Here is a 17,144-nt window from a genome sequence, read left to right as displayed (position 1 = left end):
AAGTGCCTATCATCGTTAGAAGTGAAGGTATAGCTTAGCGCCGCAAAACCATGTAGCGGAGGATAGTTTCCTAAAGGGGGAAGAGTTAGCTTTTCCCAGCCTTTTTCCTTTTCACCCTTTTAGGCGCGCCTTTCTTCTTGGTTTTCTTGAGAATCTTTTTGGCACCGACTTTTTTAACAGTCCGCAGCGCCTTCCTTGGAGGCGGCCTCTTAACGGTCTTCTTTTCCGGAGGCGAGGTTCGGGCTATGGTGTAGAATTTTTTACAGGTGGGGCAGTAGTAGCGGGTGGAGGCGAAGTCGCTGGAGAAGTAGATGAGCCCGCTTTTGCAAGTGTAGCAAAGCAAGACCATGGGTTTCACCGCAAATTTATGTTGCCTCCCTATGTTTTTAATCTTTTCCAAGAGTTAAGAGAGCCCTCAAGAACGGAAAATTTTTTCCGCGGAAATGCTGCGCATAGGGTTCTGTGTAAAAACTTTTAAAATTATCAGATTCACCTTAAGTAGAGGCGGTGGATGGTGGCTTCGGTTTCCGTCGTTGAAGACGTTCCTCCCGCAGATTACTCCAAACATGGACTCACAAGAGAAAAGTTGCTGTGGATGTGGAGGAAGATGGTGGAGATACGGCTGTTCGAGGAGAAGGTGGAGGAGCTCTTTCTCGTCAAAGGTTTGCTCATCGGCCCGGCGCACCTGTGCTATGGGCAGGAGGCCATAGCCGTCGGAGCCGTTGCAGCCCTACGCAGCGATGACCCGATAATCTCTAACCATCGAGGCCACGGCCACGCCTTAGCTAAGGACATTCCCCCAAGGCTGGTGATGGCGGAGCTCTTCGGGAAGGCTGCAGGAACCTGTAAAGGCCTCGGGGGCTCCATGCATGTGGCCATCTACCCTGAAAAAGGGGCGCTTTATTCCTCCGCCATCGTGGGAAGCGGCATACCCATTGCCGTGGGAGTTGGCTTGGCTTTGCAGCGGGAGAAAGCCGGCCGTGTGGCAGCTGTTTTCTTTGGAGACGGAGCCGTCAACACGGGGGCTTTCCATGAAGGAATGAACTTGGCCGCTCTCTGGAGGGTGCCAGTGCTCTTCATTTGCGAAAATAACATGTATGCCATGTCCACCAAGGTGGAGCGAACCATGGCTGTGGAAAGCATAGCCGCTAGGGGTTTAGCCTACGGCGTGAACTGCATGGCGGTGAACGGAAACGATGTGGCAGCCGTCTACGCGGCGACAGCGCAGGCGGCGGAAAGAGCCCGGAGGGGAGAAGGGCCTACTTTCCTCGAATGCAAAACCTACAGGCGGAAGGGCCACGGAGTCTACGACAAGGCTGAGTACAGGCCTCCGGGCGAGGTGGAGGAAGGGTTGAAAAAGGACCCTCTCACCCGCTTCCGTCGAGTAGTCCTTGAAGCCGGCCTTTTGACGGCTGCTGAGATGGATAGTTTGGAGAATGAGGTAAAGAGGGAAGTGGAGGATTCTGTGAAGTTCGCCCAGAGCAGCAACGTTCTCTCCTTCTCCGAGTTGGAGAAGTACGTCTACTTTGTAGGGGAGTAAAATGAGGGAGCTGACCTACAGCGAAGCTCTACGTGAAGCATTGAGGGAGGAAATGCTACGCGACTCCCGGGTTATTCTCATGGGAGAGGACATCGGAGTCTACGGAGGAGCCTACAAGGTAACTCAGGGCCTTTTGGAGGAGTTCGGCCCTGAGAGAGTTAGGGATACTCCCATTTCCGAAAGCGCCATCGTCGGCTCAGCCATTGGCGCCGCCCTCATGGGGCTGAGGCCTGTGGCTGAGATCATGTATATGGATTTCATGACCATTTGCTCCGACCAGCTGGTGACCCAAGCGGCGAAGATGCGCTTCATGAGCGGGGGGAAGCTGAGTGTCCCCATGGTGGTGAGAACCCAGTACAGCTTAGGTAGGGTTCACGGCTCCCAGCACTCCCAGTTTTTCCCCGTGTGGTTTCTTAACGTCCCAGGTTTGAAAGTTGTCCTGCCATCCACGCCCTCGGATGCCAAAGGCCTGCTGAAGGCGGCCATCAGAGATGAGGACCCCGTCCTGTTCGTGGAAACAGGCCTTCTCTACCGGATGAAAGGCCCTGTCCCTGAAGGAGAACACTTTGTCCCCTTGGGGAAGGCGGAGGTCAAGAGGAGGGGAAACAGCCTAACCGTCGTCGCCTTTTCCAGGGCCGTCCATGAAGCCCTAGCAGCCGCGCAGAAACTGGAGGAGGAAGGCATCGAAGCCGAAGTCATCGACCCTAGGTCCCTCCGGCCTTTGGATCTCGCAGCCATCCTAGACTCGGTCAGGAGAACAGGTGTGCTTATCATAGCTGAGGACGACGTTAAGACAGGGGGCATAGGAGCCGAGATCGCCGCTTCGGTGATGGAAGAAGCCTTCGACTACTTGGACGCCCCCATCCTGCGGGTGGCTTCCCCTGACATGCCTGTGCCCTTCTCCCCCTCCTTAGAGCGGGAATACATGCCCAACAGTGACAAGATAGTTCAAGCCGCTCGCAAGCTGCTGAAATGAGGAATCATCCTTGCACGAGATCATGATGCCCCGGTTTGACCCCGGCATGCAGAGCGGAAAGGTCATCCGATGGCTCAAGAAGGAGGGAGAACCCGTCAGGAAAGGCGAACCCTTAGTGTTGGTGGAAGGCGAAAAAACCACCCTAGAAATGGCAGCTCCCCAGTCGGGCGTCCTCCGAAAGATAATCTACGGCGATGGCTCCGACGTCCCTGTGGCCGCTGTCATGGCCCTTCTCGGAGAGCCGGGGGAACCGCTTCCAGAAGTGGGAGCAGCCGAACCCCCACCGGTTGAGGCTGCGGCTCCGGCCATTGGTGAGAAGCCGGCAGCGACCTTGGAGAGGGAGGAGCGGCGGGTTAAGGCTTCTCCGCTCGCCCGGAAGCTTGCGGAAAAGCATGGAATAGACCTGACTACCCTCAGGGGCACAGGCCCCGGTGGGAGAATAGTCAGGGAAGACGTGCTTCGGGCTGTGGAAAAGAAAATGGGGAAGGCGGCTCCTGAAGTCAAGCCCGCAGCCCAGCTGGAGCCCACGGGGTTTGAAGTCAGAGCCCCGGAGGTAGCTGAGAGCATACCTTTCTCAGGGGTGAGGAAGACGGTGGCGGAGCGGCTCTCCTACAGTTTCCGCACAACGGTTCCCGCGACGTTAACGATGGAGGTGGACATGGAGCATGCGCTGAAGCTGGTGGGAACCTCCAAGGAAGTCTCCGTCACCGCCCTACTGGTCAAGGCAGCCGCTAAGGCCTTGGAGGACCATCCCATACTCAACTCGTCTCTGGAGGGAGGCGAGGTCAAGGTTTTCAGGGACATAAACATCGCCGTAGCCATCCACACGTCTGAAGGCCTAACCGCGCCGGTGATCCCCAACGCCGACAGGAAAACGCTGGTGGAAATATCCCAGGCTATCAGCCATTTGGCGGAGAAGGCCAGAAGCAGCCGGCTGACGTTGGAAGATCTAACCGGGGGGACTTTCACCGTCACCAACTTGGGCGGATATGGTGTGGAAGTTTTCATTCCAGTTATCAATCCTCCTCACTGCGCCATCCTAGGGATGGGCAAGGCTGTGAAAAAGCCCGTGGTAGAGAACGGCTCTCTTCACATCAAATCTACGGCAGTCCTCTCGCTGGTCTTCGATCACAGGATAACCGACGGGGTGCCTGCAGCCCTGTTTCTCCAGAAGGTCAAACAACTGCTGGAGAACCCCTACTTGCTCATGCTTTAAAGGACCCCGTCAACCCGGCGTGGAAAGGTTCCAAGAGTCCGTGGAATATTTTTCCCTCCAGATTTTCTCCAAAGCTTCTCTCTCCCAAGCGGTCAGATCGCCTTTCTTCACCCTGACGCCTAAGGTTTCCTCAACGCCTTTCCTCAACGCTTCTCTAACCTCTACCATGGAGGGAGGTTTCCCTAGAATTTTTTCGAGGGAAGTCACTTTTTCCCTTCTGCTTCTCGTAAACGGCTTTTCCCCCTCAGAAACATTTTTCTTGGGCTGTAATATGTCTTGCAAGGTTTGAAGGTCTGTGGCGACTAGGAGAGTTCCATGGCAAAGAAGCGTATTTTTTCTGATGCACATGGCCATGCCGGATATTTTCCCATCAGCCACGGCGATGGTGTTGGGCGGCTTGAAGAAGGCCTCAAGGTGAAGGCGCTTCAACCCTCGGATAACACATTCGCCGGCAAGTTTGAAGAAACTTGTCACCGGCTCAGCTGCCAAAGGGTCTTTTTTAAGCCTCATGAAAAGAGACCAATTAAGGTTATTTGGGTCATGGTATACAGCCCCGCCTCCGCTGCACCTCCGGAGGATAGGGACGCTGAGCCTCCTGCACAGTTTAACGTTCACTTCCCATGGGACTTTCTGGAAGCGCCCCACAACCACTGCCTTCGGATTCCGCCAAAGCCTAAGGGTATTAGAGGCTTCTGGGTTTTCTTGGAGCGCTCGCAGAAGGGTTTCTTCAAGGGCTAGATTCTTGCGAGGATCTGGAAACTCCGCGTCGACCAGTCTCCATTCTTCAGCCATTTTGAGGCGCCTTGGACATGGCTTAAAATTCTAGCTCTTATTATTATCAGTCTTCTTTCTAATGTTTTCTGTTAAGCTGAACAGAGCTACCTTGAGAGCTTAGTCGGCAGGGAAGTTTCTGAAGGAAGAAAAGGATATTTAGGTGGAAGGCATTTGATATTATGCCTATGTATGCTTACCTATGACCTCCGGCTATCCAGTGGTCCACCATGAGAGAAGAGCGAAGCAAAAGAACCACTATCATTCTTGAAAAAGGCGACCGGGAATTTCTAGAAAAACTGATAGCGGAAGGAAAGGAGCCCGGAATAAAGCCGTTCATCTCCAAGATGTTTGACATCTACCGCAGTATGGCCATCTACGACTGGAAATACCCAGGAGAGTATTATCACGGAAGCAGCCGCGTAGCCTTCGTAAGCCGGGACACCGTCAACATCCTCGCAGAGTTCATTCCCAAGGAAAAATGGCGGGAAGCTGGAAGAAGGATAGGTTCTTCCTTCCGCCACACCACCCAAGTCGACCAAGGCATGGACACGACAAAAAGGGAGAATTGGCCCAACTTGTTCAAACGCCTCCGTGTCTTAGGCTTCGGCGATTTCAGCCTTCGGGAGAAGTTTATTGTGGTGAAGAATCCTTTTTTTGATTCAACCCTTTTGCTGGGGTTTTTAGAGGAGCTCTTGGGCTGTCAGCTTGAAGCGAGAACCTTAACTTCTCCTCTGATATTTGAGGTTAAGGGCGAAGCCTAAGGTTTGCTTTTTAACTGTTTGAGAATATTTTTCTAAAAATAAAAAAGCATATTAATATGCTCATAGACATACATGTTGAGGGTGCGGGGAGGCTAAAAATGAATCCACCGCTCCACAGAAGCCGCAAAGCTGTTTCAACTATCGTGGCAAACCTTTTGATCATGGCCATGGTCGCCGCCGTAGGCACAACCCTCTTCGCATGGACTGTAACAGGCTACGGAGCCTACCAAAGCCAAGTGAGCTTTTACCTGTCAGACAGAAGTAGCTCAGCCAAAGAACGTTTCATCATCGAACATGTCTGGTTTGTGGACGGCGACGATGACGGCCTCTACGACCAAGTGGAATTGTACATACGCAACATCGGAACGATCCACCTCATCATCGAGGAAGTCTACGTCGACGGCGTGAAGGAAGATGTTACGACCCCTGAACTACCGCTGGAACTAGGAATGAACCAGGTGGGAAAGTTGGAGGTCACGTTAACGGAAAAAGTCTCTCCAAGCGCCCTTAAGGAAATAGAGATTCTCTCAAGTAGAGGAAACACCTACACCGTCTACTGGGAAGCGAGGTAGAGGAGGCTGCCGATGTGAGGCTCTTCAAGAGCAGGCAAGGTTTGAGCACCGTCATCGGCGGCATCTTTGTGGTGTTAATTACCGTTTCATCTCTCAACGCCATCTTCTGGATGTTAGTTCAGCAAGAGACATTAAGAGAAGTGACAGAGCAGATGAACCGCTTGGACACTGAAAGGTTCAGTGAAAACCTAGAGTTTGGAAACCCGGCCCTCGTCAACTTCACCAGTTCAGAGGCAGGCTACGAATTCGATGTGGTAGTCAGTAACGTTGGAGGCGTCGGAGTTAAAGTGGCGCGGATCTACATCTACAGCAACAGCAGCGACCTTTTGACAGTTCTCGACGAACAGGAATCCCCGACCGTCCCCGGCATCACCAACAACTTTCTGGACAGCGGTGAATTGGAGAAAAGAATTCATGTGAAAACCGACCGAAACCTCAACGACGGAGCCCTCTACACTGTTAAACTCGTCACCGAAAGAGGAAGAATTTTCACAGCGGAATACCAGCGATCGACAAGTGCAGTTTGGGCAAGTCAAGTTAACCTGGGCCCCATCAGGCTCGACCTAACCTATACCTCGGTTAATTATACTTCGCCAAGCCAGACTACCCCTGCTCCGGGGTGGGTAGTCCCGGGTGCCACGCCTTTGGTGTGGTATGTGAAACTCACCAACATAGGCCCGTATGAGTTGAAACTTCTCAAACAGAGCGTGTTCTATGCCATGGAGTTTAAGGAGTCCGGTAACCCTGTTCCAGAAGCCTTCTTCATCGTCAGCCCCCTTACCGACTATCCCGGGGGAACTCCCGGTGTTGTGTCCTACGATGAAGATAATGACCCTTACATTTTGCTGCCCAATGCGCAGGGAGACTATCAAGCAGGTGGTCCGCCGCTGATAGTTAAGTTCAGCGCCACGGAGATGGGAGGAGATACTCCCCGTGATCTCTCCAGCAGCACCCGTTACATCGTTTTCATAGGACTCTACTACGAGGTTAACGGGGAGCAGATGGGGGTGACCATACCTTTTGTCGCCATTAGAACCACTTGAAAACATCACCCTCCATCTTCATCTGCAGGAGGAATAGGGCAGATGGTTATGAAGATGAGTCTCGGAAAGTGGAATATTCTGAGGGGTGGGAAGAAGGCTGACAGTCTATACCGTGAACTTGAATCCATCTACAAAAAGAGATTCGGTAAAGATGGAAAGGCGATGCTGAAAAAGGATCTGAAAGCTGTACTGGCTTCCGAGGAGTTATCTGAAGCCGTTATCATCATGCCGGATCATTTATGGAAAAGCTCCATCGAAAAGCTATACAAGGAGGTAGTAAGAAGACAGAAAAAGAAAACGGAACCCCTTGAGCTACCAGAACCAAACGAGCCTAACGTTTCCCTGATAGAGCAGTATGAACTAAAGGGAGGGCTGGCGCGGGTTCAGATAGTCAAAGAGAGCTCAGGCCAGATAAAATACAGGGTAATCGAACCTTCTCTCATGGAAACGGAAAGGTGGCAGCTTGAGGAGATAAAGGAACTTTTGATCGACGAACTAGATGTGGACGTAAGAAAGATAGGATCGGTTGAGAAAGCTGAACAGTATTTGATAGATCAGGTTGAGAAGCTAGTTGAAAAGTATCGCATGAAACTCAGCCCGGAGACCTTGGATAAAGTAAAGTACTACATTCTCCGAGATTTCATCCGATACGACAAGATCGACCCTCTCATGCAAGACCCTTACATTGAGGACATATCTTGCAACGGCCACGGATTACCCGTCTACATCTGGCATAGAAAATACGAGTCCATACCCACAAACGTAGTGTTCTCAACACCGGAAGAGCTGGACAGATTCGTAGTGAAGCTGACGGACATAACCAAGAGAGCTGTATCTATAGCTCAACCCGTGGTGGATGCCACCCTGCCAGATGGGAGTAGACTGCAGGTAACCTACGAGAAGGAAGTCACCCGTAGAGGCTCCTCCTTCACCATAAGAAAATTCCGCGAAAATCCTCTGACCGTAACAGACCTCATCCTCAGCAACACCTTATCAGCTGAGCTTGCTGCTTGGTTCTGGTACGTCATAGAGAACAGGGCGTCGATCCTAGTAGCTGGAGGAACAGCCTCAGGTAAAACTACTACCATCAACATGTTATCCATGTTCATAAAGCCGACCTTAAAAATCATCTCCATAGAGGACACAGCGGAACTGCAGCTGCCCCATGAAAACTGGCTTCCCTCCGTTGTGAGAACAGGATTTGGTGTAAGCGGCAGACAGTCGGAGATAACTCTCTTCGACTTGTTGAAAAACGCCATGAGGCAGAGGCCCGACTACCTCATCGTAGGGGAGGTCAGAGGCTCGGAGGCTTACACTTTAGCCCAAGCGGTGGCAACAGGCCACGGCGGTCTTTCAACCTTACATGCGGACTCTGTTGAGGCGGCGGTGCACCGGCTGGAGAGTGAGCCAATGAACATACCGAGGTCGCTGATAGCGACGCTGGGGTTCATCGTCGTTCAGGCAAGAGTTAACTTAGGGGGCAAATCCGTCAGAAGAATAATCAAGGTTACAGAGATCCTAGGCTTAGACCCTGTGTCCAAGGAGATCATAACCCGCGACATTTTCACATGGAATCCTAGAACCGACTCTCATGTTTACTCCGGGCGAAGCGACTTTCTCGACAGGCTTGTGAATGAAAGGGGGATGAGCTACGAGCAGATAGAACGCGAGTTAGAGAACAGGCGGAAAGTCCTCGAATGGATGGTGAAAAACCGCGTTAACAACTACAAGGACGTGGTGGAGATCATCCGATCCTACTACTTGAATCCTTCTATGCTGATGAAAAAGATAGAAAGGGGGGAGAAGGCTCAGTGAAAGCCCATGGAAGAATCAGCCGATCTCTTCCATACTTCAGCTACAAGCTTCTGGGAAAGAAACTTAGCCCAATCTACCCTTTGTTCAACAAACTTAAACTGGATCTAGCCCGAGCTGATATGAAAGTAAGCTTTAAGGCATATCTCTGCCAGATATTCTTCCTCACCTTCTTGTCGGTGGTAGGAAGCTTCGGAGTTTTCTTCACCCTCAACCTTCTAGCGCCTTCCCTCTTGCAGGTTCTGCTCCCCTTTCAAGGTGCCTCCTTTGCAGTTGTCTTCTTAGGGCCTTTCGTCATCGGCGTTTGCGTCTTTCTACTTCTGTATGAGTTGCCGTCTCTCAATGCCAATGCGCGTAAAAGACGGGTGGAACAGTTTCTCCCCATCACTGCAAGCTACATGTCTGTGTTGTCCTGCGCCGGTGTCCCTCCTGAGAAGATCATACGTTCCGCTGCGAACGCTGACCCTGACATACTTTTATCCGAGGAAATGAGGTCCATCATCGGAAAGATGGATCTATTGGGCTACAATATCCTTTCGGCTTTGGAGCATGAAGCGGAAAGGGCGCCCTCCCCCTTGTATATGAATCTGTTGAAGGGGCTTGCCTCCACCATTCGAACCGGGGGCGACGTCAAGAAGTTTTTCCTGACGGTGACCAAGCAGCTTCTGGCTTGGAGAAACATGGGAATACAGCAGTTTCTCAATGTTTTGGGGATGCTAGCCGAGACCTATGTGCTCCTGTTTACGGCTTTTCCTCTTCTTGCAATAATAATGCTCTCCATCATGGCTTCCATAGGAGGGTCGCTGGCCGGATTCGACCTCGTCCAACTTATGTACCTCCTAACTTTTTTGATCATTCCCGTGCTGGCGGCTTTCTACATTCTTCTCATAGACATCATTCAGCCGAAGGGGTGAACTGCTAATGAGAATAAACCTAAACCCTTTCTGGAAACTGAAGGCGAGAAAATCAGCAGATAAGCCTGCTAAGTTTTCTGGGAGAAAACCGAAGCGCAGAGCAATATGGATGATGTTAAGCCTCTCTAGTTCCTGGTTTACACTAAACTTTCTGATGGGGATTCTCACAGCTCACAATCCTCCTTCGCTAACCCTTTTTGGGCATACGGCTTCCCTAACCCTAGACCGCTTCATCGCCCTTGGAGTGATCTCAGCTTTCATCCCTCCGTCCATCTACTTTCATCGCGAAAGCAAACGTAAAAACGCCATAGATAACAACCTACCCACCCTGTTGCAGGAGATAGCGGAAGCAGGCTCCGTGGGCATGACCCTCATAAGAGCCATAGAAGTCTCCACAGAACATAACTACGGTCCTTTGACTAGAGAGCTGAAAAAATTGGTGGCTCAACTTTCTTGGAGGGTTCCTTTCGACAAGGCGCTTCAAATGTTTGCTGAACGATGCGACACACCTCTAGCTAGACGCACCGCCTTCATGATACAGGCTGCCAGCCGAACTGGAGGAGACATTCAAGAAAGCATCGAAACCATCGCCCGCCACATCAGGGAGATTCAAAAACAAGAGAGGAAAAGGATGATGCAGATGAAGCCATATATAGGGGTAATATACATCTCATTCTTCGTTTTCCTCATAACTGCCTACTTCCTCTCAACACAATTCTTCAATGTCTCCTTGGGAATCCCCGGCTTAGCTGGCATGGAGTCCTTCGGCGGATTCGGCGCACCCATAGCTTCAAAGGAAATCATAACCCCCATCTTCTTTTACATGACGATGGTGGAAGGTGTCTTCTCAGGGCTGGCTGGAGGAAAAATGAGCACCGGCTCCATCAAGAACGGCTTCCTCCATTCAACCATACTTTGTACTATAAGCTTCACCGTTTTCAGCTTCCTCTAAAAGACATAGCGGAACTACTCGCCCCTCAGCTAATGGATGTCTCGAGTTAGCCGCATGCAAACACCTGTATAAAGGCACTGGGATGTACACTGCGAACTTTTTTCAATGGTAGGCTCTCTCTTCTTGGTAGAGAGGAAGCTATGGGCTTCGTCAAACTGTCGATTGAGATTGCCGCCTTGGCGGAGGATGTGTTTTCGCTGGTTAAGGATGAGAAGAAAATGTTAAGCCTTGTTCCGTTACCGTTGAAGTGGGAGTTCCACGTGGAAAAGTTAACCGATGGCCCGGTACGAGTTGGGACGAAATATCGCGTCTCAGCTAGAAGGGGAAAACTGAGGAGGGTGTTATGGACAGCGGAAGTTGTAGGCCTCGTGGAAAATCGACTTTATCATACCAAGTCTACATCAGGCTTCAATTTTAAGGTAAGCAAATGGACGTTGGAACCCATATCTGTTGGAACTAGACTTACCAGAACCTTGGAATATGACCTGCCGGGCTGGATTTTAGGTACTGTAGCAGACTGGTTGTGGGTGAATAAGAAAATAAAAAAGAAAACGGAAGAATGGCTGATGAATATAAAAAGGTACATGGAAAGAAATCCCTCGGCCTACTCTGCATTTTAAGTTATATAGAAGAAGAAAGACTAATATTTCAGACCGATAGAACTTATTGCTAGAAGGCCCTTGGAGCGCTAAAACCGAGTGAGTTCATATGGTCAAAATTACAATAGAAAATGTCGTTAAAAGATTCGGAAACGTTATAGCTGTTAACAATATAAGTTTAGAGATTAAGGATAAAGAATTCTTTGTCCTTTTAGGGCCGTCAGGCTGTGGAAAAAGCACAACACTCAACATCATTGCAGGTTTAGAAAGGCAAGACCAAGGGAGCGTCTATTTTGACGATGAGAAAGTCGATGAGGTCCCTCCGGAGAAAAGAGATGTAGCCATGGTTTTCCAAAGCTACGCCCTCTACCCCCACATGACTGCCTACCGTAACATTGCCTTCCCTCTTATGGTGCGAAAGGTTCCCAGCGACAAAATCAGGAAGCAAGTTATGGAAGCAGCGCAAATGCTCGGCATAGAATCCTTGCTCGACAGAAAGCCCTACGAGCTGAGCGGCGGTGAAAGACAACGGGTTGCATTGGCTAGGGCCATCGTAAGAAATCCTAAGGCCTTCCTCCTAGACGAGCCTCTTTCTAACATCGATGCAAAGCTTAGGGTTGCTATGAGGGCGGAGCTCATCAGGTTACAGAAGACTTTGAAGACTACCACTATCTACGTAACTCACGACCAAGTGGAGGCCATGACCATGGCGGATAGAATAGCCATCATGAACAAGGGAAAAGTGGCGCAGCTGGATGAGCCTATTCGAATTTTCGACAAGCCAGCGGATACCTTTGTCGCGGGGTTTATCGGCAGCCCGCCTATGAACTTCTTCCACTGTAGCTTGATGGAAGAGAAAGAAAAGACGAAGTTGAAGACCTCCGAGTTTTCCCTAAGTCTACCCAGTGATGTAGCGGCCCTTGTGAAAGAACACGGGAATACCTCTGACCTCATCCTAGCCGTGAGACCGCAAAACATTTCCGTGTCTAAGCAACGGCTCGGCGATGATTCCTTTGAAACGGAGGTTTATGCTGTGGAACCCTTAGGAACCGAAACCATCGTCGACCTTACGGTTGGCGGACAAATAGTGAAAAGTGTATGTCCTCCGACCTTTAAAGCCTCTCTTGGAGAAAAGGTATGGGCTAAGATCGATATCGCCAAGATACACGTCTACGACCGAAAGACGGAGAAACTTATCGTCTAAAATCGTAGAAAACATTTTTCATCTACCGTCAAAGTTTTTTAAGCCATTTAACGATTACAATTAGTTTTGAATTTTTGAGAGTATTGGAGATACTAGTGTTCTCGAGATGAGCGTTTCAGCTTAAGACTTTAGAGCATAGCCTATGTTTCTTTTTAGATTTTTTATTACAGGGGACTTGGCTTTGAAGCGGAAAAAACAGTATTTTAGGCAACGACGGTTACGGGGTCCACTATTCTCAACTGCATAATATACTTTTGCAGGACGAGGCCTAGAGCGAGCACGGGTAACAGTGATAGCATGACAGCGGCGCTCATCTCTGGCACCCCTGTATCTTGGAAAAACAGCCCGGTTATGGCTGGGGGAAGAGTCTGAGCGAAGCTGCCGGTGGTCAGTATCCACGCGTACATAAATTCATTATAGGCTGTGATGAAAGCTAGCACCCACCCTGCAACTATGCCGGGCGCGGCCATGGGGAGAACAATTTTTCTTAAGGCTTCCAGTCTTCCACAGCCGTCGATTCTGGCGGCTCTTTCGATCTCTAGAGGAAGACCTGCGAAAAAACCTAGCAAAACCCAAGTTACAAGAGGTATCAACATGCCGAGGTAGATGATCATGAGACCGTGGAGAGTTCCTAGAAGCCCTAGGGTTAGGAAGAAGATGAAAAACGGTAGCACCACGGCGACGGGAGGTAGTACTTGGGACGCTAGTAACATGACTAGCCAGCCGTTCTTAAATTTAAACTTCAATCTACCAAAAGCGTACCCTGAGAGGGAACCTACCGCTGTTGCGATGACAGAAACAGGGAGAGCCACAAGTATGCTGTTCTTCAAACCTCGCCCAATATGCTCCGCTGTCATAGCCCCTACGCTAGCTCCTGCCATCTCAATTTCTTCCACAGGAAGTTGGAGTATGCGGCGGTACCAGTAGTCAGTCGGCTTTAGGGGGGCTAGGTTTGTAGGTGTAGCATATATGGTGCTTTCAAATTGAAGGGACAAATTCAGTATCCAGTAGATGGGCATGAAACTCCAGAGTACAATTATGATGACGGCAAAGTAAAGCAGCGCACGGTTCCCTTTTGCCATTTACCGTCTCCCCCCACGAGCAAATCCCTTGGTCATTAACATGAACATCACAATCACCAAGATAACGACGATGAGAATGACATACCACGATAAAGCAGCCCCGTATGCAAACTGCAACTCCTTAAAGGTTCTCACATACACGATGTTGGTGAAGGTGCTGGATGCGAACCCAGGCCCGCCGCCCGTCAAGGTCAAAATAGTGTCCAAGCTTCTAGCTGTCATCACCGTGATGAGAATAGTTATCACCAGCATAGAATACTTCAAATGAGGAAGTGTTACGCTTAAGAAGCGGCGGACAACACCGGCTCCGTCGATTCGAGCCTGACGGTAGAGGTCCGTGGGAATGAACTGCAGTCCTGCTAGGAAAAAGAACGCTGCCAAGGGGGCCATATGCCACGCGAAGGCTATGGAGACGGTTTCGATGGCAAACTTGGGGGTTATCCACACGATGTCGCTTTCGATGATCCCTAAAGCTTTCAGCATGGCGTTTAGAAGACCTACATCCCTCTTGTAGACGAAAGACCATATTATTCCTGTTGCAAATTCTGAGATGGCCCAAGGGAGGAGGATTAAAGCTCTTATTACCTTTCTCCCTTGGAGAGGCTGATTTAACGCTAAGGCTATGCCTAACCCTATCAGCACAGCTAATGTGACTGATTCGCCGACAAACCGAAAAGTTATGGGGATCGAGTTGATAAATAGGGGGTCTTTCAAAGCCTTAGCATACTGGGTTAATCCGCCGAAGACATAGCGTAAGCCTCCAATCCAAATTTGCTCTTGAAACGATAACCATAACGAGTAAGACAGTGGATAGATGACCAGTGCCATAGTGAAAAAAATTAGGGGGAGGAGTAGGTATATCGCAAAGGTTTGGTCGCTTGTAACTCTGGGCTTCGATCGCTGCGGCTTCCTCATCCCTGTACTAGCTTCCTCATTTGACAGTTACATGCCGTACATCTTTTTGAGGCTAATAACGTCGTTTCTGAGCGCTTCCACTGTTTCAGGGATGGATACTTCGCCCAATATCGCTCGGGGTACTCTTTCCACGATTTTGATGATGAAGTCGATAGCCCAGAAAGCTTTCCACCAGTGGATGTAAGGGGCGTTTGCAAATCCGTAAGTGTAGCGTTCGTAGTCTACTTCGCCTCTGTAGGTTGTGGCTTTATTTACAAACTTTGCTACAACTTCAGGGTCTTCGTTTACTTCAGGGAACACCGATGACAAGTAGGACTCTAGGTTCCACCTTTTCGAAACATAGAGTTCCCCAAATTTATCCCTGTAGCCTAGGTAGGACAGGAATCTGAAGACCCGGGAGAGCTGTACATCGTCGCGAGGTCTCTTTGCCACAAGGTAAGCGTCGCCTCCTTTGGTGTGGCCGAAGATGTACTTAGGTGTACTGGGCACTAGGCTGCACTTTCCCGCATAGGGAGACCTAGCCGGGTCGTTGAAGACGGCTATGTTGTAGGATTCCGTGTAGAAGTAGGCGGCTTTTCCGCTCAACAGGAAGGTGAAGTAGTCACCCCAGCTCATGGCGGGCAGCTCCTTGGGGACGAGGCCTTCATCGTAAGCGTCCTTCCACCGTTGCAAGATGTAGTCCGTTCCCTCGAAGGCAGGTTCAAAATTTTCGTCGATGAGGGTGAAGCCTTCGTTCAGATGTTCAGCCGCAAACTGCTCGGCGCCAATCCACCAATCAGCTTGCCACCATAGCCCGAGAGGAGTATCGGTGTATCCCCGCCGCTTTAATTCCCTAGCATTTTCGTAGACTTCGTCCCAGTTTCTCGGGTAGTCGTCGGCCATCCCCGCCTCTTCCAAGATAGCCTGATTGGTCAGGAGGGTTCTCCAGCCATCGTAGTAGACTAAGCCATAATAATGGCCTGTCATCGGGTCGTAGTGGGCTTCCCGGTACTTGGGGTAGACGTCCCGTTTGTAGTCTTCCAGAGTTGGAAGGTCGTCGATGTATTCAAGCCATCCTGCAGACGCATACCGGGCGAGATGGTACAGGGACCCGTAGAATATGTCCAGTGGTGCTTTTGCTTGAAGCTTAGATGTCATTATGGCGTGATAGTCACCGGTGATCTCCACCATCTCCGCCTTTTCTCCATATTGCTCGTTGAACCGCTCCGTGTTTTCGCGGACGATGTCAGGCCTAAACGGCCATGTGTTGAGATAGATAGGCTCCACTATGGCGTCGGGGGGGATGTCGAAATCAATCTTACGGACAGGCGCGGGAGTGGGTGTAGGCGTCGGTGTTGGGGTGGGAGTCGGTGTGGGCGCCGGTGTTGGCGTGGGTGTGGGCGTCGGCGTAGGCGTCGGTGCAGGCGTCGGTGTGGGGGCTGGAGCCGGCCTTGTAGCCTGCCAGGCGGCGTAACCGCCCACACCAGCCACCACCGCCGCAACCACGGCGGCTGCACCGTATTTCATGGCAGATCTACGCGATTGACTCACATTTTTTTCCGAAGACAAAACAGACACCTTGTCTTATATTCCTACAATATGGATATAAAAGTCTTTTGATAGAGTGCTTTTAACACTTCTATGCCGAGCTAGTTAAATCTCAGTTGTTCCCCCTCTCACCGGAAACATGAGGTAGACTTCTTCTTCGTTTTCCAATCTCGTTACTTCATGCAAGTAAACCTTCCGGTAGCCGCTAGGCTCTTTTAAAGCCAGCCAGCAGACCCTCCGCCCAATGGTTTCCTCCAACTCTTTTCGGGAGGTTACGATTCTACTGGTGTTGGTCGACGAGTCGACAAGGCGAATCCTCAATTTGTTCCCACCGAACAGTTGTGAAGTGTAAATTCGCATTACTTAGACGGTTTTCGCTCAAAAGCCAGCATCAAGCAATGTCGCACCAAGACTTTTATCGCCTCTCGCTTGTATTGGGCGGTGGATCTGAAGCTGGTTCGAGGTTGGGCTTCAGCTGAGGCTGCTTGAGCAGCTTTCTCTATAGCCTCATTTGTAAGCTTCCGGCCTCTTAACACCGCCTCAGCTTTCCTAGCTTTCATAGGAGTCGGAGCCGCTGCTCCCAAGGCGATGCTCACATCCTTGCAGAAATCTCCGTCCACCGTGAGGACGACCGCCGCGTTCACTTTTGCAAGATCCATGCTCACCCGGCCCAACTTCATGAAAGCGCTTCCAGTTTTAGGCTTAGGTGAAGGAATGAGGAACTCTGTCAGAATCTCATCAGGCCTGAAAGCGCATCGGTCCGGTCCGGTGAAGAACCCTTCTAGGGATGCGGTGCGTTCACCATCAGGTCCAACGATTTTCACCTGAGTGTTCAAAGCTAAGAGGGAAGTGGCAAAGTCGGCTCCGGGGGAAGCGCTGCAAATGTTTCCTCCTAAGGTAGCCATGTTCCTAACCTGAACCGAGGCAAAAGACTTGGCGGCGTCGCTGAGCAGAGGATAATGCTGAGCTATCAGAGCTGATCGCTCTAAACTGCGTATGGTCGTCGCCGCCCCGATGCGTAAACCTGATTCAGGGTTGAAACTCATCCCCTGAAGCCCTGGAATTTTCATAATGCTAACCAAGTATCTGGGCTTCAGCCTCCTCAGTTTCATAGAAACCAGCAAATCAGTGCCTCCGGCTAAAACTTTAATTTCCCCATTATGCTCGGCAAGCAGTCGAACAGCCTCCTGCACCGACCTCGGTTCCAAATACTCAAACCTGCTTAAAGTTCTGGTGGTCAAGTGAATTGCACCGATT

The 17,144-nt window shown here is 50.5% G+C and carries 18 protein-coding genes; 11 read left to right on the top strand and 7 right to left on the bottom strand.

The window, feature by feature from the left end; translation table 11 throughout:
* Positions 1–85: 85 nt before the first annotated feature.
* On the bottom strand, positions 86–400 hold the full coding sequence (locus BWM17_RS07515) for a hypothetical protein (RefSeq protein WP_309493314.1): 315 nt from the start codon (positions 398–400) through the stop codon (positions 86–88).
* A 114-nt stretch (positions 401–514) separates the two neighbouring features.
* Between BWM17_RS07515 and BWM17_RS07510 the strand changes: the two genes are divergently transcribed.
* Genes BWM17_RS07510 through BWM17_RS07500 form a run of 3 tightly spaced genes read left to right on the top strand, consistent with a single transcriptional unit; the run spans position 515 to position 3,732 of the window.
* Positions 515–1,540, top strand: coding sequence for a thiamine pyrophosphate-dependent dehydrogenase E1 component subunit alpha (locus BWM17_RS07510; RefSeq protein ID WP_309493313.1), 1,026 nt, complete (start codon positions 515–517; stop codon positions 1,538–1,540).
* Between the two features lies 1 nt (position 1,541).
* Entirely contained in the window at positions 1,542–2,516 is a 975-nt protein-coding gene (locus BWM17_RS07505; RefSeq protein WP_309493312.1) for an alpha-ketoacid dehydrogenase subunit beta, read from the top strand.
* 10 nt (positions 2,517–2,526) lie between these two features.
* Positions 2,527–3,732 (top strand): dihydrolipoamide acetyltransferase family protein, encoded by a 1,206-nt coding sequence (locus BWM17_RS07500; RefSeq protein WP_309493311.1) that lies wholly within the window; start codon positions 2,527–2,529, stop codon positions 3,730–3,732.
* A gap of 9 nt (positions 3,733–3,741) precedes the next feature.
* Here the strand turns inward: BWM17_RS07500 and BWM17_RS07495 are convergent, their stop codons facing one another.
* Positions 3,742–4,524, bottom strand: coding sequence for a lipoate--protein ligase family protein (locus tag BWM17_RS07495; protein ID WP_309493310.1), 783 nt, complete (start codon positions 4,522–4,524; stop codon positions 3,742–3,744).
* 209 nt (positions 4,525–4,733) lie between these two features.
* Between BWM17_RS07495 and BWM17_RS07490 the strand changes: the two genes are divergently transcribed.
* The 8 genes from BWM17_RS07490 (at position 4,734) to BWM17_RS07455 (ending at position 12,363) form a co-directional block, all read left to right on the top strand.
* The gene (locus tag BWM17_RS07490) at positions 4,734–5,267 is read left to right on the top strand and encodes a hypothetical protein (protein ID WP_309493309.1); all 534 of its coding nucleotides are present in this window, start codon (positions 4,734–4,736) and stop codon (positions 5,265–5,267) included.
* A gap of 98 nt (positions 5,268–5,365) precedes the next feature.
* Positions 5,366–5,839 carry a hypothetical protein gene (locus tag BWM17_RS07485; RefSeq protein ID WP_309493308.1) on the top strand — a complete coding sequence of 158 codons (474 nt, stop codon included), beginning with the start codon at positions 5,366–5,368 and terminating at the stop codon, positions 5,837–5,839.
* 14 nt (positions 5,840–5,853) lie between these two features.
* The gene (locus BWM17_RS07480; protein ID WP_309493307.1) at positions 5,854–6,882 is read left to right on the top strand and encodes a hypothetical protein; all 1,029 of its coding nucleotides are present in this window, start codon (positions 5,854–5,856) and stop codon (positions 6,880–6,882) included.
* Between the two features lie 42 nt (positions 6,883–6,924).
* Positions 6,925–8,697 (top strand): type II/IV secretion system ATPase subunit, encoded by a 1,773-nt coding sequence (locus BWM17_RS07475; RefSeq protein ID WP_309493306.1) that lies wholly within the window; start codon positions 6,925–6,927, stop codon positions 8,695–8,697.
* On the top strand, positions 8,694–9,608 hold the full coding sequence (locus BWM17_RS07470; RefSeq protein WP_309493305.1) for a type II secretion system F family protein: 915 nt from the start codon (positions 8,694–8,696) through the stop codon (positions 9,606–9,608). Before BWM17_RS07475 ends, BWM17_RS07470 begins: the two co-directional genes overlap by 4 nt.
* Positions 9,609–9,615: 7 nt before the next feature.
* Positions 9,616–10,560, top strand: coding sequence for a type II secretion system F family protein (locus tag BWM17_RS07465; protein ID WP_309493304.1), 945 nt, complete (start codon positions 9,616–9,618; stop codon positions 10,558–10,560).
* 140 nt (positions 10,561–10,700) lie between these two features.
* Complete coding sequence (locus BWM17_RS07460) at positions 10,701–11,180, top strand: SRPBCC family protein (protein WP_309493303.1); 480 nt, start codon at positions 10,701–10,703, stop codon at positions 11,178–11,180.
* An 88-nt stretch (positions 11,181–11,268) separates the two neighbouring features.
* Positions 11,269–12,363 (top strand): ABC transporter ATP-binding protein, encoded by a 1,095-nt coding sequence (locus BWM17_RS07455; RefSeq protein WP_309493302.1) that lies wholly within the window; start codon positions 11,269–11,271, stop codon positions 12,361–12,363.
* Positions 12,364–12,566: 203 nt separating this feature from the next.
* Here BWM17_RS07455 and BWM17_RS07450 read toward each other — a convergent pair whose 3' ends face one another.
* The 5 genes from BWM17_RS07450 to BWM17_RS07430 all read right to left on the bottom strand — a co-directional run bounded on the left by BWM17_RS07450 (position 12,567) and on the right by BWM17_RS07430 (position 17,095).
* Positions 12,567–13,445: a carbohydrate ABC transporter permease gene (locus tag BWM17_RS07450; RefSeq protein WP_309493301.1), complete on the bottom strand. Its 879-nt coding sequence runs from the start codon at positions 13,443–13,445 to the stop codon at positions 12,567–12,569.
* Positions 13,446–14,360, bottom strand: a complete 915-nt coding sequence (locus tag BWM17_RS07445; protein ID WP_309493300.1) for a sugar ABC transporter permease — start codon at positions 14,358–14,360, stop codon at positions 13,446–13,448. It abuts the gene before it with no gap.
* Between the two features lie 27 nt (positions 14,361–14,387).
* Positions 14,388–15,908: an ABC transporter substrate-binding protein gene (locus tag BWM17_RS07440; protein ID WP_309493299.1), complete on the bottom strand. Its 1,521-nt coding sequence runs from the start codon at positions 15,906–15,908 to the stop codon at positions 14,388–14,390.
* 84 nt (positions 15,909–15,992) lie between these two features.
* Positions 15,993–16,208 (bottom strand): hypothetical protein, encoded by a 216-nt coding sequence (locus BWM17_RS07435; protein WP_309493298.1) that lies wholly within the window; start codon positions 16,206–16,208, stop codon positions 15,993–15,995.
* A 38-nt stretch (positions 16,209–16,246) separates the two neighbouring features.
* The gene (locus BWM17_RS07430; RefSeq protein ID WP_309493297.1) at positions 16,247–17,095 is read right to left on the bottom strand and encodes an FAD binding domain-containing protein; all 849 of its coding nucleotides are present in this window, start codon (positions 17,093–17,095) and stop codon (positions 16,247–16,249) included.
* Positions 17,096–17,144: the final 49 nt, after the last annotated feature.

Source organism: Candidatus Hecatella orcuttiae (genome assembly GCF_002009985.1).
Taxonomy (GTDB): domain Archaea; phylum Thermoproteota; class Bathyarchaeia; order Hecatellales; family Hecatellaceae; genus Hecatella; species Hecatella orcuttiae.
Note: the sequence above shows the minus strand (reverse complement) of the source record. Positions and strands in the feature narration are given on the sequence as shown.

Bases quoted from the DNA above. Each gene is read 5' to 3' on its own strand.
- BWM17_RS07445 (WP_309493300.1), bottom strand. From the start codon at position 14,360: ATGAGGAAGCCGCAGCGATCGAAGCCCAGAGTTACAAGCGACCAAACC.
- BWM17_RS07490 (WP_309493309.1), top strand. From the start codon at position 4,734: ATGAGAGAAGAGCGAAGCAAAAGAACCACTATCATTCTTGAAAAAGGC.
- BWM17_RS07495 (WP_309493310.1), bottom strand. From the start codon at position 4,524: ATGGCTGAAGAATGGAGACTGGTCGACGCGGAGTTTCCAGATCCTCGC.
- BWM17_RS07460 (WP_309493303.1), top strand. From the start codon at position 10,701: ATGGGCTTCGTCAAACTGTCGATTGAGATTGCCGCCTTGGCGGAGGAT.
- BWM17_RS07465 (WP_309493304.1), top strand. From the start codon at position 9,616: ATGAGAATAAACCTAAACCCTTTCTGGAAACTGAAGGCGAGAAAATCA.
- BWM17_RS07475 (WP_309493306.1), top strand. From the start codon at position 6,925: ATGGTTATGAAGATGAGTCTCGGAAAGTGGAATATTCTGAGGGGTGGG.
- BWM17_RS07450 (WP_309493301.1), bottom strand. From the start codon at position 13,445: ATGGCAAAAGGGAACCGTGCGCTGCTTTACTTTGCCGTCATCATAATT.
- BWM17_RS07485 (WP_309493308.1), top strand. From the start codon at position 5,366: ATGAATCCACCGCTCCACAGAAGCCGCAAAGCTGTTTCAACTATCGTG.
- BWM17_RS07505 (WP_309493312.1), top strand. From the start codon at position 1,542: ATGAGGGAGCTGACCTACAGCGAAGCTCTACGTGAAGCATTGAGGGAG.
- BWM17_RS07455 (WP_309493302.1), top strand. From the start codon at position 11,269: ATGGTCAAAATTACAATAGAAAATGTCGTTAAAAGATTCGGAAACGTT.